The following is an 18113-nucleotide window of genomic DNA, read 5'->3' on the forward strand; positions in this document are numbered from 1 at the left end:
GGTTATATACTATAAATCGGAATTTCTTATGCTTTGTATTTCTTCTTGTGATAAGGCTTTTCTATATAGCCGTAGTTCATCCATAAAGCTAGCATCGGACGAATGGCCCCATTCGGTAAACCTAGGTGCTCCAGACCCTATAGATAGTAGGTCGCAACCTGTCCAATCTACACCGGAAACATCAGATTCCTTCACAATTTCTCCATCAAAATATACGATAGCCTTACCGTTTCCAATCGTAAAGGCCATATGCACCCAACCAGATGTTGTAGGATCCAATGATGCTGCTGGGCCACCATCTACCCAAGTGTCGGCCGTACCATTTCCTACATTTAATTTAAATGTCTGATTGGTGGCATTGCCTTCCCTAAAAAATCTGAACCCACTAGTTCGCAAGTTTTGTACGGTTGGATATTCTGGCCTTTCCAAATCCGCTGGTCCCATAACCAATATCCCTGCTCTATCTGGAGCGGCATTTAGGTTGTACCAGAAAGTTGCGCTAAACTCAGTTGTGGTCAATCCGCTAGTAGGGAAGGTCAGATAAGAATCTGCTGCCCCTGCATACGCATCTGTACCTCTGACACCTTCTCCAGCAAAACCAGGAGCCCCTATTACGGTAGCCTCTGCATTCGTAAATTTATTTTTAGTATCCCCGTCAAAAGATAGGTAGAACATTTCTCCATCAAATTCCCCGGTATAGGGATTGGTAACATTGATCATATTCTGAATATCGGCCTCGGTCAAAGCTGTATTGAACAAACGCAGGTCGTCCATGAGGCTGCTATCGGATTTATGGTCCCAATAGCTAAAGGTCGCCCCTCCAGAACCTATGGTCAACGCATCGCATCCGGTCCAATCTACCGGCGCGCTTAAAGCAGCCGTCCGTACCGCTACCCCATTAAAAAAGATGGTACTCTGTGTGGCGGAAATAGAAAGGGCAATATGTACCCATTCGCCAGTAGTGACTTCAAGCACACCGCCATCGTTCCAACTTTCTCCAGTACCAGTACCCACATTTGCTTTTATGGTCTGATTAGTAGAACTACCTTCCCTAAATAATCGTATCCCTTGATTTCGATCATCGGCATCATCACCAATTACTAGAATACCAGCACGATCAGGACTGGCATCTACCTTATACCAAAATGCTGCGGTGAACTCGGTCCCCAATAGGCCATCGGTTGGATAGGTTAAATAAGCGTCCGCGGCACCTTTATATGCATTGGTTCCGATGAGCCCTTCTCCGGCAAATCCGGGAGTTCCCACCTTAGCAGCTTGTTTTAGGCCCACGAGGTCAAAATAATCCCCATCAAATGGCATATAAAACGTCTCTCCCGCAAACAGCGGTGTATAGGCCGGTTCTTTTTCGAAATTCACCGAAACCACGGTAGTCTTCCCCTCCATGTCTGTTGCCGTAACGGAAAGTTCATGGCTACCATCGGTCAATGTATCATAGACCAGATCCTTTACCAACAATCGACGGTAATCCTTAAAATTACTATAGGTTCCTATCTTGCCTCCATCTAGCGTCACGTCTACCTTGGCGATCTCTATATCGTCGGTCACCTCAAAATCGATCGTAATAGAAGTTACTCCCTCCAACACTTTAATTTTCACCCCATCTGTTGGGTAATTGATTTTCACCTGTGGTGCGGTAGCATCGGTTCCTGGATCAACTTGTGTTAATGAGTCTATCCCTTGGTCACAACCGTAGAAAAGAAACAAGGCGATCAAACTGGCACATATTCGTATACTATTTTTCATTTTTTCTATGTTGTTAGTTAGTTACTGACTTCCCCTAATATTGGAAATTCATCTATCTGATCCTGATGATAGGTTACAAATGCTTTATTAGCACTAAAGGTTCTTCCTTCATAACTGAGCTCCTCGTTTCTGCCCAATCTGACCATGTCCAAAAACCGCTTGCCCCACTCCATACTTAATTCGGCATACTTTTCGTCTATCACCTGATCCAAGGTGACCCCTGATAACGGACTCATCCCAGCTCTTCCCCTTACCAAATTAACAGCTTGATCTGCGGTCATGGCAGAATTGGAAGCTCCTTGTAGTAGTGCCTCCGCATACATCAAAAGTGTTTCGGCATACCGGAATACGATGTAATTTTTATTACTGCCGTATTCTGTCCGTCCAGGAATTAACTGGTTCGTTGGCAGATAGTGTTTTCCACTAGAAAATATGGATCTCACATCGGATGTATTTGTGTCGCCGTCCCTAGTCGTTGGAGAAACAAAATCGGGCAATGTTTCCGCGGTATAACCAGTAGTCGCTATGATGCTATCGATTCCTTTCTGACTAAAAAACACGGAAGTTTCCAAGCGCTCGGTTTCTCCTCTATCTAACATAAACGAAACATATTTCATACTTGGTTCAAAGAAGCCCCAACCGTTTGAGGCCCCTGCTACCGCAGGTGTCCAAGAATTAGGCCCATAGGGTGCATAAAGGTGGCCCACTCGCTCACCTACCCCGGCTCCAAAATCCGAATATTGAAATTCAAACAGGCTCTCATCACTCAATTTTCCGGGTGTTTTAAACAGTTCGTAATATTCGTTGAAGAGGCTGAACTTTCCTGAGCTGATAATCTGGCCGGCAGCATCGGCTACGGCCTGATAATTCTTTAATTCTTGATTTGCTACAGCTTTAATCATTAAGGCCGTGTATTTGGTCACCCCGCCAGGAAGATCGGTACGCTCGTTAGGTCGCATATCCAACAAAAGAGGAATGGCCTCATCCATTTGACTAGAAATATGCTGCATCACCTCATCCTTGGTCGGTACTGAAGTGACATTGGCAAAATCTTCCAAGTTCGAGGATTCGGGAATAAATACTGCGCCGTAAACCTGAGAAAGCTGAAAAAGCAATATTGCTCTAAGCACTTTTGCCTCAGCAATATATCTGTTCCCCTTAGCTATTCCGTCGGCATCGGCAAATTCAATATAACGCTCAATTTGTTCCATTCCGGTATGGGCCCGAATAATATCGCCATAGTACGTTTCCCATAAGGTTCTTGAACCAAAAAATGAATTGTCATATATATAGCGATCCTGATTTTTGAGGCCCTGTTGGTCTCCGGCCGCATTTACATCATCTCCTCTTGTGGAGACAACCAATGGTTGTTCCCACCCCCTGGCAGTAACTGCTTGATAAACCCCGATAAGTGAAAAAATCATATCATCGGTTTTCGAAAAATCTGTACCGCCAGCAAAATTGTTATTGAGTTCTGGTTGGTCCAATTGGTCCGAACAGCCAATAAGAATAACTCCTATCAAGGCTAATAGCAGCGGGAATCTTTTTGTTTTTATATATTGTTTCATCTGTAGATATTTATAGTTTTTTAACGGTCTTATGCAATTCGCATGGCTGAATTCGTATTTGCAACCAAGTATCGGCCATGCTCATTTCTTAGATGGCTTTTTATATTTTAATGTTTACACCCAAGGTATATACACCGGGAATGGGATACGTCTGATTGTCTCTACCATCTGAAACCTCTGGAGTAAAGCCGTTGTAATCGAACAAGGTCAATGGTCTCTCGGCGGTCAGGTAAAATCTGATATTTGGATTAAATTTTCCTTTTAACTGCGGCATTGTGTAGCCCAATGTCACATTTTGCAACCTCACAAAATCGCCCTTTTCTACAAAAAAACTATTCAGAAACTGATTGCTCCAAGGGTTTCTTATTCCCCTTGCCGAAGGGTAGGTACTTGAAGTCCCCTCACCATGCCAACGGTTGATAGCAAAATCCCTATCGATATTAGGATCGGGAGTTTGGCGAATTGCAAAACGTTTTTGGTTTGCGATGACATTGCCTCCCTGCCCAATTACGTTTAAGGAAAAATCCCATGTCTTATAGTTAAGCCCTAGGTTAAACCCAAAGGAATAGGTAGGCAAATAGGATCCTAAATCTACCCTGTCTTGGGCATCGATTACCATATCCCCATTGTGGTCTACAAATCTAAAATCACCGGGCTGTACAACTAATCCGTCTGCAATGGCCGCTTGTGCTGCAGGATCTGCCTGAATCTCCTCTGGGGTCTGATATACCCCTGCTACCTCGAGCCCGTAAAAAGGACTTATGGTCCCCCCTATTACGGTCCGCTGTGCAGTATCTCCGCCTGAGGTCAAATTTTCCTGTCCGGCAAGATCCAACACTTCGTTTTTCAAGGTTGAAAAGTTTCCTCCAATGCTATAGTTGAAATTTTCTGAAACTTGATTGTTCCAATTCAATACCACCTCAAAACCCGAGTTTCTGATTTTTCCCACGTTCTGTCTAGTTTCTCCAGGTACCAAGAGCCTCGAAACCGGTATTACGGCATCTCTTGTTTCCCTATTGAAATAATCGGTTTCTATTGATAATTGATTGTTGAACAGTCTTGCAGAAATACCAGCGTTTGTTTCAGCAGTTACCTCCCATTTCAAGGCTTCAAAATCACTGCTGGTCACCAAGCCTGAATATCGTATATCTCCAAATGCTGCACTGACCTCGTTAGAAGTTATTCCTCCTGTACTGGAATTTACATTGGCATTTCCTAATTCTCCCCAGCTAGCTCTTAGCTTTAAGAAATCGAAAACTCCTTGGTTTTCCATAAAGGATTCTTCAGAAAGGACCCAACCAGCACCCACGGTAGGGAAATAACCCCATTTTTCCTGATATTTACTGGTACCATCAGCACGAAACGTACCGTATAATAAATACTTACTATCAAAATTATAAGCGATACGCCCAAAATAGGAGAAGAAATACTGTTTGACCCCGTTATCCCCGACACCATCTACATCTATGGTTTTTGCCAAATCCAAATAATACGATTCATCACCAATTCCAGGACCATTTGGAAAGTTTATACCTTTGGCTTCTAACTGCTCCAAAGATCTATCTCTAAAAGAGGTACCTCCCAAAACGGTCAAATTATGTTTGCCAAAACTGTCGGTATAGGTTATTGTATTATCCCAAGTTTGCTCGGAAAACGTTTCATTGCGTTTCACCAACTCTGCATTTTCCCTGAAAGCATTTCCATTCCCAAAAAAGAAAGGAAGTCTTACTTCCCTAGTTTCAAGGGTTTCAAAATTGTGGGAGTAGGCTGTTTTAAAAGTTAATTTATCAGGAACTAGTTGGTAGCTTAAGTCAAAGGTCATTAAGGTATTGCGTATTTTGTCCCTATTCTCCGTATTTTCCATGATCGGAAAAGGGTTCTGAGTCCCCCTATAGCCCAAATCCTGTGCATTGGCATAAGACCTTGGAAAGGCTTCGGTTTTGGATGGGTCAAGAACAGGCATCGTAGGCACCGCAAAATAGGCCAACGCAAAAGCGGTGTTTTCTGGACGGTATCTGCTAGCATTGCTCAATAGTGTAGAAACACCTACTTCTAACCGATCGCTTATATCAAAATTTAATTTGGTTCGGATATTAAATCGGTCGTAGTCATTCTTCATTTTAAGAATTCCTTCTTGTTCAAAATAACTTAGTCCCACGGAGTACGTAGTGCCTTCTGTTCCTCCTGTTATACCCAAACTGTGGTTTTGTTGAAGGGCATGGCGTAAAACCAAATCGTACCAATCCGTATTCACATTGGGCACGTTAGGATTTATTCTACTCCTTCCATAGCGTTGGATGGCGTTTTCTATAAACTGTGCTTCTGCGGCAGAACCGGACTCTCTAGCCAAGGTGGCAAATTGTTCGGAGTTTGATAAGGTTACAATATTTTGAGCGACTTGAACGCCTTGATAACCATTATAAGTTATTTGTGGTTTCTGGTTTATTTTACCAGATTTAGTTTCAATAAGCACTACCCCGTTTGCAGCCCTTACCCCGTAAATTGCTGATGCCGAAGCATCTTTAAGAACCGAAATGGTTTCTATATCTTCACTGTTCAAAAAATCGATATCATCAAAGAAGGTTCCATCCACTACATAAAGAGGATCAGAGGCCCCGCCAACATAAGACCCTATACCACGAACTCTAATAGTGGGTGCAGCACCGGGAGCCCCACTACTGACCACTTGTAAACCCGCTACTTTTCCTTGAAGTGACTGCATGGCCGAACCGGAAGGTGTTCTGGTAATATCCTCAGATTTAATGGTAGTAATAGCCCCCGTTAAATCGGCTTTCTTTTGTGTACCGTAACCTACCACCACCACCTCATCCAACGCTTGGGCATCTACCTGAAGTTCAATATTAAAGGAGGTCTTTGCATTAACAGGAATTTCCAAAGTGGTAAATCCTAGATAACTTACGACCAAGATGCCATTGCTCGGGACATTGGAAAGTACAAAGTTGCCATCAAAATCGGTTTGTGTTCCTGTAGTTGTTCCTTTAACAATCACGGAAGCCCCTGGCATGGGCTGATTGTCATTATCGGTTACCGTACCGCTTATAGATAAATTATCCTGACCGAAAGTAAACCATTGAAACAACAAGAACGAAATTAACAATAAAACGTTTTTTATTTTCATAATTGCCTAAAGATTGAGTTAGTTGATTACTAAATTAACAAAACGTTAACCCAATAGGCTTTGAGTAGGGTACATAAAAACTACATCAGAAAAAAATAAGGGCTTAAGCCCCATTCTGCAAGTGATTGCAGTAGTGATGAATAGTATTTATAAAGATTTTTTAACACTATGATGTACTAATGATGTAATAGGTAAAAACGGGTTAAAACCTTAATATTTGAGCGTTTCACTTTAATTTTCTTACTTAAGCGTAATAAGGAAGTTAGATATGTTCTGTTCACTGTCGAGTTCCAGTTTTTTCCGAAGTCGGTAACGATGTATCTCAACTCCTCTTGTACTGATCCCCATCAAGGGAGCTATTTCTTTGGAAACAAGATTCATTTTAAGATAGGCGCATAATTTTAGATCCTTTGAAGTAAGGCCAGGGTAGCGCACCAATAGCGTCTCAAAAAAGTCGTTGTGCAGTTCTTTAAAATTGACTTCAAAATGTCTCCAATCCTCATCGTCGCTAATAGCGCTGTTCAATTTTTTCATAAAGGAACGGTAACGCTGTTGATTATCAAATTTAGATTTGTTCATCAGAAGAAGGTTTTTGAGCTCTAGGATAAGCTCATTCTTTCTGGCCATGCTCATGGTGGTGCTGGTCAATTCCTTCTGTTTCATTTTTATTTCCTTCGCTAACTTTTCTTTCTCTAGTTGGGCCAACTGCTCTTCTTGTTCCCGTTCCAATTTTTCTTTTAAGAGACCATGCTTCCGCTCCAACTTACGTCTGTTATAGTTTCGTACCATAAAACCTGCCCATATCCCCATTAACCCATAAATAACAAAACTCACCGTAGAAAAATACCATGGCGGTTTTATCTCGAACTCCAATTGTTGGGGCAGGGAACGTACGTTATCTATTCCCACAGTAAAGGCCTTTAACTTGTAACTACCGTAAGGGAGGTTTTGAAATGAAACTACTCCCTTGTCTAGGTTACCAGATTGTTTCAAAGGACCATTAAGTTCATAATAATATCTAGGCTGTATCAGCTTGGAAGCGGCCATTTCAACCAGAATATTATGGGAACGTTTATAAGGGATCACAAAGGACCCTTCTCCTAAAGAATATATCTTTTCCTGATCTTTGAACCGGACAAATTTGGGTGCTGTAAGTTCAACGTTTTGAAGATGACGCCTGAGTTGGGCTAGGTTCAATTTACTAAAACCATCACTAAGGGTGAAAAAATAAATACTATCATTAAGTTTTATGATGTTTTGGGACGCTGGCACCAATCTCTTGCCCAATTGCGAATCTTCCAATATAAAATAATCTTTCTTAAGATTGGTTATGAGTAATTCCTTGGCTCCTTCATTGTCGATAAACCAATAGTTATCGTCATCAAAATGTACCAGCTCCTTATAATTATAATCTTGGAACTCCTCAAAAACAATTATCTTACCTACTATAGGATCGTATTTATACCAAACACCTTCGCTGAAAAGCACGATTTGATTTTTGATTTTAAAGAGTTTTATATTGTATATATTCGGGATGGACTCCGGTCCAAATTCCTGCTTCTGCACCACACTCCTGTAATCATCGCTAAGGGTAATTCGATATAATCCCTTATAAGGATGAGCCACCCAAAGAGTTGTGGGATTTTCGAAAGACAAATATTTTATGGGGAAGGATATTCCTTGAATGGCCGCTACGGACCATTGCCCTTGTTCGTCCTTATGATACCTTGCCAAGCCGGTATAGGTTCCCTGTAGGTAGAGTGAATTAGCCCCAGGCGCTTTTGCGATTTGGTAGCCACCGGAAATTTCGGATATCGGCTTTAAATTCCCCTTATCCAGAATGAAAGTTCCCGTATTGTGACCGCAGAACAAATCTCCCGCTATCACCTCTAGATCCCAGATATGTCCTTGAGAGCCCTCTACAAACCTAAGCTTCTCCCCTTCAAAATAATAAATGCCGGTATTGCTGCCCAAATATAGGGTTCCGCGGTGCAAGGCCATATCATATACCGTACCCACCACTCCGGTATAATCGGTATAATAGGTAAGCGGATTATCTGTTTGCAGCCTATCAATTCCATTGTCCAACCCTATCCAAAGTTGTTTTTCAAACTGTTCCAAGGCCAATACGGTATTATTCTGAAGTCCAACCTCCCTATTTAAGTAATGAAAGGTATTATCTTCCGGGTCAAAAATGTAGATACCGTTCTTAATGGTTCCAAAGGCCAATTTACCATTATCCAAGAGCAGCACCTGATTTAACTGGTGCTGTTTCAGCTCCTTGTTGATTTCCTCCACCAAAGGCTCCAAACTACCTTCGGTTAGTAGATATGCTCCATGCAGCTTGGTCCCTATTAACAAACCAGTAGGAGTAGGCTCCATATCCACAACAATCTTAGTATTTAAAATTTCAGAATCAATAACAGGAAGCAGTTCCTTATCCTTTATATAACTTAACCCATTTTGTCCCCCGGCAACAACAATCATATCCTCCCAAACGACCATATGGTTCACTACAAAACGAGGTTCCACAATGGAAATTTGGTTCTCTTGGTACATATAAATCCCCGAAAAAGAACGGAACATTATGGCATCGCCAAAAGGCAATATTTGCCAAAATTCCTCACTGGTAAATTCGTGGTCCTGGATTAGATTGGTAAGAGAAGTATACTCCAGTCCTCCAAATTCGTTTTTTTCCCAAAACCCGAACTCTTCGTATGAGCCGGTATAAATCTTTTCCTCAATCCAAGCTACAGAACGGATGATGGTCTTATTAGGAAGTTGATATAATGTCCATTGCTCCCCGTTGTAATGCAGCAATCCCTTTCCATTGGCTACATACAGCTCTCCTTCTGGGGCTACGGCAAGGTCCCAGTTATTACTGGCAGCCTGATATTCGAAGATGCGGTAATTCTGAATGGGCGGAATTAGAACCTGTCCCATCAAGAAAAATGGAAAGACACAAAGGAATAAACTAAATATTATAAAGTTTTTAATATTTACCATACGTAAAGCGACTGCATTGTTTTTTGGCTATTGGCTAGGAAGTTACGAAAACTGGATAAAACGATAGAAAATAGTTTAAAAGACTTCCATACCATGATAGGCTGTTAAACACAGAGACCAATGCTGGATCTGGTCTTAGAAATCGAATACTGGTTTGTTTTAGGTGCCAAACCACCATTAGATAAGAAGATCCTTGTATCCGCTATCGAAGGCCACCTTGGGCAATTTAAGAAAGAAATGTATTAATTTTTATTCAAGGGTAGTAGAAGATCAAGGTGGTAGGGTACCGGCTTTTGTAAGATGTTCCCCCATTTACATCGGCCGGACTGGTCCCACCAAAATTCGTTTTTACGAAATTTGCCTTTTTAATCTTAACACAAGCTACTCACCAGTAACTTAATCAATTCAAAAATAACACTTTAACATTCACAGAAATCTAAGATTGTATAACCGTAGCCCTTATTCTTATAAACGTACGTAATCCTTTAGGGAAAGTTCTGGAAGCAACCAATAACGCCCGCCTCCAAAAAATGGATGGCGTATATCATATGTCTTAAAAATTTGAATGTTCACTTAGGTTTTACCGGTATTTTTTGGTTCTCGAAAAGTGATAAAACAAAAGAGATGGCGTCTTTATGAGCCATCTCTTTTAAGTTATAAAAACTGTCCCACAAATAAAGGGAAGCTCAGTATTTTCTAAACAAATGCCTTTGGAGTCGGAAGAAAAAATCTTCCAGCCATGAGAAGGGTGATGAACCCTGTTCTTAAATCTCAAGCATAAAATCGTCGTCATCAAAGTCTTCCTCTGAAATTTGCCGTTCAACATCTTTTTTCACATTTCCCAAAGGGTTAGTATTTGCTACACTGCCCAAAGCATCTAAAGACTTCATAATGATATCTTTATCCCATTTATCTAAAGCCATGTCCAATGTTTTCTCCGCATTATCCATAGCTCTGTCTTGTTGCCCATACTTCTTATCTATTGTTTTATTTAGGGCATCAAACATCTTTGCATTATCAATTCCTTTTTGCCTGGCTTTTGCTTCAAGTTCCCTTGATTTAAGTTTATTATTTGATAAGTTATTAATTGTGTCTAGAGTTTTTCCTTGAATCTCACTGACTTTTGAGATCGCTTCCTGCTCTAGATCAAGTCTTTTAAGTTTTAAATTATATTCATGTTCATCTTTTATTTTATTGTTTTGAGCAGGTAGATTGGAGCTTGAATTTTCCTGTGGTAAATTTTCTTTTTCCATAATTATATTTTATTAATATTTAATTTTTCTTGAATGTTTTTAAATACTTTAGCGTAACCTTCAACTACACTGCGGTTTTTATTATAAACATCTTGAGCTCTTATTTCCTTCCGGTGTGTGCTTTCAAATTTTTCAAAATTTTCGTTTCTTATCGTTTGATAATCCAGTAATTCATTTAATGTTCTAGGTGTAGATTCATTTAAATCTTTATTTAATTGATCGAATTTTGAGGCAAGATTAGTTTTCTTAATTCTTCGAGACCAAGCTTTTGAAAAGTTAGATCTTTTACTTCTAAACAAAATGCCCCAAAAAGACAAATCAACCTCTTCATTTAATACGGCATGACTAATTTGAATTTTATCTTGTTCTAAATCAAAAGGTTTTCGCTTATACCTATATTCTTGATATATAGGGTTACTATTTAATTCATTTACAATTGGTAGAAGCTGTTCGGTGAAAGTCCGGTTTAAAATTATTTCGCACCAATCATATAATCTTTTGTGTTTTCTTAAACCTCTTTCCTCTATTAACATTTCATTTATAGTGGAGCCAACCTTTTCCATCTCGTTATTGAGTTCTAAATTTACAGCTCTAATTTGTTTTATAACCTCACTATTTTGAGTTAAAAGTTTACCCACCCCATCTAAAACCCCAATAGCTATTGAAACACCTACTTCAGTTGCAACTCTTTTTTGGTCGGATTTTGTCCATTCTGATTTTTGCGCCAATTCGTTAAACGAACCGTTTTGAAGAGCATTAAACCCCGAACTTAATACATTAGCCCCTATAGCTCCCAAATTGGTGGTTTCAATATCTGAGAAATCCAAATCTGCAGAAACCATAGTTTCGGCTATTTCGTACTGACTGTAATTCCTTACTTCATTAAAATATTCTGCCCTATAGTCCTTCAATTTAAATCTTCCAAAAAACTCATTAATAATGAAATCCGAAATTTCATACATAGATTTGTAGACTTCTAGTTTTTCTTTAGCGATTTGTAATTCAGCTTCGGTTAAAGTTGTACGCCATAAATTTATAGCTGGTTTTAGATTTTCATTAATAAAGTCAACTTTTAAAGTGAAATCTTTTTTAGCTGTTTTTGATCTGAAATAACTCGAGGAAAGCTCAAAATTATCTAATGCTTGGTAGTAATCGATAGCAGTGTTTCCAATACTTTCGTCTAATAATTGGACTGATTCAATTTGTCTAATTTGGCTGAGAGCTTCTTCTTTATCTGAATTAGACATTGAAAATCCACAATAACAACTTTCCGTATTATAATCTATATCTGCACCACAATTTGTACAATTAATTGTATTTGTCATAATTTTGGATTTAAAATGATTAAATAGAATTTGTTATGTCAAGGTAGATATAAGTTAGTATTAGGATGATGGGTAAAATATAAATCAAAGGATCTTCTTTTATTTTAAACTTTCCCCCTATTTGATTATGAGCTTTTCTTTTTACTAAAGGGCTTAAAATTAATGTTGTTAGTAGCATATACGCTATATAAACACCTACAAGTAAGAGAATTAACATATTATTTTTGGTTTTTTTATTTCTTTATGAATTTTAGCAAATTCTTCATCTATTTTCTCTTTAAAACTCGAAGCAGTTTTTTGGTCTATCATTTTTCCTATTTTTAATCTTGTTTTGTTTTTTGGCTCCCAGAAACCATGGAGGTTAAATCTATATAATTGCAGAATAAGATATTCCCTCAATGTATAACCGTTATAATTCCAATAAAAAAACAACAGACTTATTAAGCTTATTTTTAATCCCTTAAAAGTCATCACCAGACTTCTGTCTTGGTTTAAAAACCTATAATTAAATGATAAACGTAGGAAAACAGACTTATTGGTTAGTTTCTATTTAGATTTAGGATAGTATGCCGATTTTAATAAGATTAGACTCAAAAACTACAAATGAGCAACCCTAAAAGGTATCCGGTATCCCCTTAATAAGAAATCTCAATTTGAGGATAGTCTACTTGGTCAATGACATCCTTCCTATTAGCCTCTTGTTTTCGGCTGTAAAGATCCTTGCTCACGGGATAGGCACGGAAGGCCTCGTCGGACATATCGGTGGCGATCAGGTTTTTTATATCGGCCTCCCCCAAGCTGTCGTCTAACCAGGCAGCTATATCGGCATCGTTTAAGATTACGGGACGGCGGAATTTTTCGTTGTGGATCTTAGCAAATAATGGTGTAGCCGCCTTGGTTAGTACCGTAAAAGTATTGTAACCGTCTTTGGTCACCGTATAGAGTCCGGCCAGACTTAATATTTCTCGGTCCTTTCTTTCAAAATAAAAAGGCACCTTAAATTTTTTGGGCGCCGTATGGGGCTCAAAAAATCCGTCTACAGGAAGTATACAACGTTTGGTATACACACTGTTTTTATAGATAAAATGATCGAAAAGCTTTTCGGAACGGGCATTGAGTCCGGCGCCAAAACGGGCAGCCCCCTTATAGTACTCCCGATAGTCCGCTCCCAGTTGCTGCGGTGGCATAATTCCCCACATAGAAGGGGTGAGATTCTCCTTTGCCTCTTGAGGGATAATCCATAGCAAAGGATGGTTCCAACCATTGGCATGCGGATATACCAATTCCCCTTCGGGAGCCCTGGCCCCTACCAATTTACTTACCTTATAAAAGAGCTCCAGCTCCTTGGCCTTTCTTGTGACACGCGTACTATAGCACATTGGTATTCCCTTTTTTAAACTTTCCCATTTAAAAATACTGTGTTAAAGTTAAACAATGATTTTCTATTTTTTTTACCTTTGGATATATTCCATATAATTGGAGTATATCCATTTTAACAATGAAACAGTCTATTCTACATCTAGATTTGGATACCTTTTTTGTCTCCTGCGAAAGGCTAATCGATAGCCGTTTGCTAAAAAGACCCCTATTGGTAGGCGGTTTAAGCGATAGAGGGGTGGTAGCCGCTTGCAGCTATGAGACCCGAAAATTTGGGATCAATTCCGGTATGCCCATGAAACTTGCCCGCCAACTATGTCCGGAAGCCGTGGTTATTAGGGGCAATTCGTCTACCTATACCAAATACTCCCATGTGGTGACCGAAATAATAAAGGAAAGAGCCCCTGTGTTTGAGAAGGCCAGTATAGACGAATTTTATGTGGACCTGAGTGGCATGGACAAATTTTTTGGCTGTTACCAATACGCTTCGGAAATGAGGCAGCAGATTTTAAAAGAAACCGGACTCCCCATATCCTTTGGGTTATCGCAAAACAAAATAGTTTCTAAGGTAGCCACCGGAGAGGCCAAGCCCAACAACCAATTGCAAATAGATTACGGTTTCGAAAAGCAGTTCCTAGCGCCCCTATCGGTGCGCAAGCTTCCGGCAGTAGGCAAAAAAACCTACCAAACCCTGATCAATATGGGGGTCGAACGGATAAAAACGGTTCAGGAAATGCCCTTAGAACTTATGACAAGCGCCTTTGGTGCCAACGGAAAAACTATTTGGAAAAGGGCCAATGGCATCGATAATCCGCCACTCATCCCTTTCCACGAACGGAAATCTATTTCTACGGAACGCACCTATGACCGCGATACTATAGATATGGACAAGCTAAGGACCACCATAGTAGCCATGACCGAAAATTTAGCCTACCAGCTAAGAAGGGGCAATAAGCTAAGCTGTACTGTTGCGGTAAAGATTCGCTATTCGGACTTTAACACCTATACCAAGCAAAAGCAAATAGCTTTTACCAGCGCCGACCACGTTTTGGTGCCTACCGTCCTAGAGCTATTTAACAACCTTTACAACAGAAGGCTGCTCATCCGTTTGGTGGGCGTAAAATTCAGCCATCTGGTCAGCGGTAACTACCAAATAAACCTTTTTGACGATACCGAAGAAATGCTCGACCTGTACAAGGCGATGGACCATATACGAAACCGGTACGGGGAAAGCAGTATTATGAGGGCAGCCTCTCTAGGAGCCAAAACCATAGGCAGGTTTCACAACCCCTTTGCTGGCGAGCCCCCTGTTGTATTAGCGCATAGAAAACAATAATGTACATTAATTGCCACTCATATTATTCCTTAAACTATGGCAGCTTCTCGGAAATAACCCTCTTAGAGCTTGCCCGGGAAAACCATGTGACCACTTTGGCCCTGACCGATATTAACAATACCTCGGCCTGCCTGAATTTTATACGCTGTGCCAAGGATTTTAATATAAAGCCCATTGTAGGGATCGATTTTAGACAAGGGACCGCACAGCAATACGTTGGCCTGGCCAAAAACAACAGCGGTTTTCAGGAACTCAACGCCTTCCTTTCCCGTCATTTGAGTCAAGGCATCGATATTCCGCCAGAAGCCCCTATGTTTAAAAACGCCTTTGTTGTTTATCCCTTCGAAAAGGTATTGCGCCTAGAGAAAACCTCTTTTAGGGAACATGAGTATATAGGGGTCTCCGTAGCAGAGCTTAGAAAACTCCCTTTTTCAAAATACTGCGGTCTAAAGGATAAACTGGTCATTCAGCAAACGGTAAGTTTTAGGCACAAAAGAGATTTTAATACCCATAGGCTTTTGCGGGCTATTGGCCTAAATACGTTATTGAGCAAGCTCCCCCAAGACGAACAAGGGACAGAGACCGATATGATGCTCCCCTACGAGCAGTTATTGGAACGGTATAAGGAGTTTCCACACCTGATAGAAAACACCAAAAAACTAATGGCACAATGCCACATTGAGTTTTCTTTTGGCAACGATCGCCGTTCTCAAAACCAACAGTATTACTACCATAGTAAGGAAGAAGATTATCAGCGGCTAAAGGAGCTTTGTGAAGCCGGACTCCCCAAACGCTACCCCGATCCTACTGCTCAGGTAAAGGAACGCATGCTACGGGAACTCAAGATTATCTACGAACTCGAATTTGTGTCCTATTTCCTCATCAACCACGATATTGTCAGCTATGCCGCCAGCAAGGGCTACCCCCATGTGGGCCGGGGCAGTGGCGCCAACAGTATTGTGGCCTATATTATTGGGATTACGGATGTAGACCCTATAGAACTCGACCTGTATTTTGAGCGGTTTATAAACCCTTATCGGACCTCGCCCCCCGATTTTGATATCGATTTTTCTTGGAAAGAAAGAGACGATGTTACCGCCTATATCTTTAGCCGATTTCCCAATGTAGCGCTGTTGGCTACCTACAATACTTTTAAATACCGGGCAGCGGTACGCGAACTCGGAAAAGTCTTTGGCCTGCCCAAAGAGGAAATAGACAAACTCTGCTCTGGCCACTACAGTCCGGATACTTTGGACCAGCTATCGCATCTAGTTTTAAAATACGCCAGCTGGATCCAGGGATTTCCCAACTATATCAGCGTTCACGCTGCCGGGATCCTTATTCTGGACAAGCCCATACACTATTATTCGGCCACTACCCTGCCGCCAAAAGGCTTTCCTACGGTACAGTTCGATATGATCATCGCGGAAGATGTGGGAATTTTTAAGTTCGATATTTTAGGGCAACGCGGCCTTGCCAAAATCAAGGATGCCATAGCCATTATTCGGCAGAACCAGCCCAATGCCCCACTGATGGATATTAAAAATGTGGCCTATTTTAAAGCCGACAAAAAAATAAATGCCCTCTTGCAACAAGGCCAGGCCGTAGGGGCCTATTATGTAGAGTCGCCCGCCATGCGGGGCCTGTTAAAAAAACTACAGACACAGGATTATTTAGGCTTGGTAGCGGCCAGTTCTATCATTCGCCCGGGAGTATCGAGCTCTGGGATGAAAAACGAATTTATCCTCCGCCAACGCATGCCCGAACGCAGAAAACAGGCCAATCCGATACTGTGGAAGATAATGCCCGAAACCTATGGTATAATGGTATACCAAGAAGACGTGCTAAAAGTTGCCCACCACTTCGCCGGCTTAGATTTGGGCGAGGCCGATGTACTAAGGAGAGGGATGAGCGGAAAATTCAGGTCTCGGGAAGAATTTTCCGCCGTAGAAGAGAAATTTAGAGCCAATTGCAAGGCTAAAGGCTACCCGGAGACTCTTATTAACGAGGTTTGGGAACAGATAAAAAGTTTTGCCGGTTATGCCTTTGCCAAAGGACATTCGGCCTCCTACGCCGTAGAAAGCTATCAGAGCCTGTATTTAAAATGTTATTTCCCGCTAGAATTTATGGTCGCCGTCCTCAATAATGGTGGCGGATTCTATGATGCGGAACTCTATATCCAAGAAGCCAAAAAATGGGGCGCTACTATCCATGCCCCTTGTATCAACCTAAGCGACCACCCCAATGTTATTTATGGGAAGGATATTTATTTGGGGTTCGGCTATTTAAAAAGCTTGGAGAAGTTAGTAATCCAACGCCTGTTAAGCGAACGCCAATTGCAGGGACCCTACCGCTCCTTTGACGATTTTATAGACCGAGTCCCCATTAGTTTGGAGCAATTGAGCATATTAGTTCGGATAAATGCCTTTCGTTTTACCGGTATCCCAAAAAAAGAACTGCTTTGGCATGCCATATTTAAGACCAAGGCCAATAAGGAGAAATCGCCCCAGGCCAGTTTATTCGTTGCCAAACACCGGTCATTTACGATCCCTACACTAGCGTCCAATTCCATAGAAGAGGCCTACGACCAAATAGAACTCTTGGGCTTTCCCCTTTGCACCTATTTTGATATGGTTGCCCAAGACCTCCAAGGGGGCATCATGGCCAACGAGCTGTACAAACACAAAAACAAAGAGGTATTACTCTACGGCGCTATGGTACACACTCGGTACAATACCACCTCCAAAGGCGACAGAATGCGGTTTACCACGATGTTAGATCGGGAAGGCAATTTCTTCGACTGCGTACATTTTCCGCTGTCCATGGCAAAATCGCCCATTCAAGGCAAAGGCGTCTATGCCTGTTACGGCACCGTAACCGAGGAATTCGGTTTCTACAGCCTTACCGTTTCTTGGACCAAAAAGCTACCCCTACAAAACGATCCCAGGTATCAGCAAGCCGTATAATATGTTACGGTACACCCATAGAAAAAGGCTCACTCCAATTCATATTCCTATGAGTATAATCATTTGGGCGTTCCCTCCTTCGTCGGTCAGGCTTTCCGCTGTATCTTTTTTAAAGGTCCCGTGGGCCTCTAAAAAAGGATGCCGCTGCAATCCCTAACGCGAGGATTTCAGTTAACAATTAGCAATAAACAATGTGGAAAAAATAATCGGTGAACGGTGAACAGTAATCAGTACCTCCCCCGCATGTTGCGGGACTACCGGTCAATATGACTTTTGGTTAATATTGAACAAATACATTTTTAGTCATATGATAGGGAAGTTCAAAGAGAAAAGAAAATAGAGGACCGCACAGCAGCATTTGGAGTAAGGGGCCAGCTGT

9 protein-coding genes are annotated in these 18113 nt (G+C 41.2%); 2 read left to right on the forward strand and 7 right to left on the reverse strand.

Annotation, left to right across the window (positions count from 1 at the left end):
* Positions 1-9 precede the first annotated feature (9 nt).
* The 7 genes from BUA16_RS11970 to BUA16_RS12010 all read right to left on the reverse strand — a co-directional run bounded on the left by BUA16_RS11970 (position 10) and on the right by BUA16_RS12010 (position 13434).
* On the reverse strand, positions 10-1764 hold the full coding sequence (locus BUA16_RS11970; protein ID WP_072764987.1) for a LamG-like jellyroll fold domain-containing protein: 1755 nt from the start codon (positions 1762-1764) through the stop codon (positions 10-12).
* Between the two features lie 17 nt (positions 1765-1781).
* Positions 1782-3332 (reverse strand): RagB/SusD family nutrient uptake outer membrane protein, encoded by a 1551-nt coding sequence (locus BUA16_RS11975; RefSeq protein ID WP_072764988.1) that lies wholly within the window; start codon positions 3330-3332, stop codon positions 1782-1784.
* 100 nt (positions 3333-3432) lie between these two features.
* The gene (locus BUA16_RS11980) at positions 3433-6471 is read right to left on the reverse strand and encodes a SusC/RagA family TonB-linked outer membrane protein (protein WP_072764989.1); all 3039 of its coding nucleotides are present in this window, start codon (positions 6469-6471) and stop codon (positions 3433-3435) included.
* A gap of 240 nt (positions 6472-6711) precedes the next feature.
* Positions 6712-9414: a helix-turn-helix and ligand-binding sensor domain-containing protein gene (locus BUA16_RS11985; protein WP_143150500.1), complete on the reverse strand. Its 2703-nt coding sequence runs from the start codon at positions 9412-9414 to the stop codon at positions 6712-6714.
* A gap of 827 nt (positions 9415-10241) precedes the next feature.
* Positions 10242-10730, reverse strand: a complete 489-nt coding sequence (locus BUA16_RS11990) for a hypothetical protein (protein ID WP_072764991.1) — start codon at positions 10728-10730, stop codon at positions 10242-10244.
* Between the two features lie 2 nt (positions 10731-10732).
* Positions 10733-12055, reverse strand: coding sequence for a hypothetical protein (locus BUA16_RS11995; protein WP_072764992.1), 1323 nt, complete (start codon positions 12053-12055; stop codon positions 10733-10735).
* A 635-nt stretch (positions 12056-12690) separates the two neighbouring features.
* Positions 12691-13434 carry an SOS response-associated peptidase gene (locus BUA16_RS12010; protein WP_072764995.1) on the reverse strand — a complete coding sequence of 248 codons (744 nt, stop codon included), beginning with the start codon at positions 13432-13434 and terminating at the stop codon, positions 12691-12693.
* A gap of 119 nt (positions 13435-13553) precedes the next feature.
* On the opposite strand from BUA16_RS12010, the gene dinB reads away from it, so the two are divergent.
* Positions 13554-14768, forward strand: coding sequence for a DNA polymerase IV (gene dinB / locus BUA16_RS12015; protein WP_072764996.1), 1215 nt, complete (start codon positions 13554-13556; stop codon positions 14766-14768).
* A complete protein-coding gene (locus BUA16_RS12020; RefSeq protein WP_072764997.1) occupies positions 14768-17734 on the forward strand; it encodes a DNA polymerase III subunit alpha in 2967 nt (988 codons plus the stop codon). Before dinB ends, BUA16_RS12020 begins: the two co-directional genes overlap by 1 nt.
* Positions 17735-18113: the final 379 nt, after the last annotated feature.

It is taken from the genome of Arenibacter nanhaiticus (assembly GCF_900141935.1).
Classification (GTDB): Bacteria; Bacteroidota; Bacteroidia; order Flavobacteriales; family Flavobacteriaceae; genus Arenibacter; species Arenibacter nanhaiticus.

Coding starts and splice junctions, on each gene's coding strand:
- BUA16_RS11975 (WP_072764988.1), bottom strand. CDS start 3,332: ATGAAACAATATATAAAAACAAAAAGATTCCCGCTGCTATTAGCCTTG.
- BUA16_RS11980 (WP_072764989.1), bottom strand. CDS start 6,471: ATGAAAATAAAAAACGTTTTATTGTTAATTTCGTTCTTGTTGTTTCAA.
- BUA16_RS12010 (WP_072764995.1), bottom strand. CDS start 13,434: ATGTGCTATAGTACGCGTGTCACAAGAAAGGCCAAGGAGCTGGAGCTC.
- dinB (WP_072764996.1), top strand. CDS start 13,554: ATGAAACAGTCTATTCTACATCTAGATTTGGATACCTTTTTTGTCTCC.
- BUA16_RS11990 (WP_072764991.1), bottom strand. CDS start 10,730: ATGGAAAAAGAAAATTTACCACAGGAAAATTCAAGCTCCAATCTACCT.
- BUA16_RS11985 (WP_143150500.1), bottom strand. CDS start 9,414: ATGGGACAGGTTCTAATTCCGCCCATTCAGAATTACCGCATCTTCGAA.
- BUA16_RS12020 (WP_072764997.1), top strand. CDS start 14,768: ATGTACATTAATTGCCACTCATATTATTCCTTAAACTATGGCAGCTTC.
- BUA16_RS11970 (WP_072764987.1), bottom strand. CDS start 1,764: ATGAAAAATAGTATACGAATATGTGCCAGTTTGATCGCCTTGTTTCTT.
- BUA16_RS11995 (WP_072764992.1), bottom strand. CDS start 12,055: ATGACAAATACAATTAATTGTACAAATTGTGGTGCAGATATAGATTAT.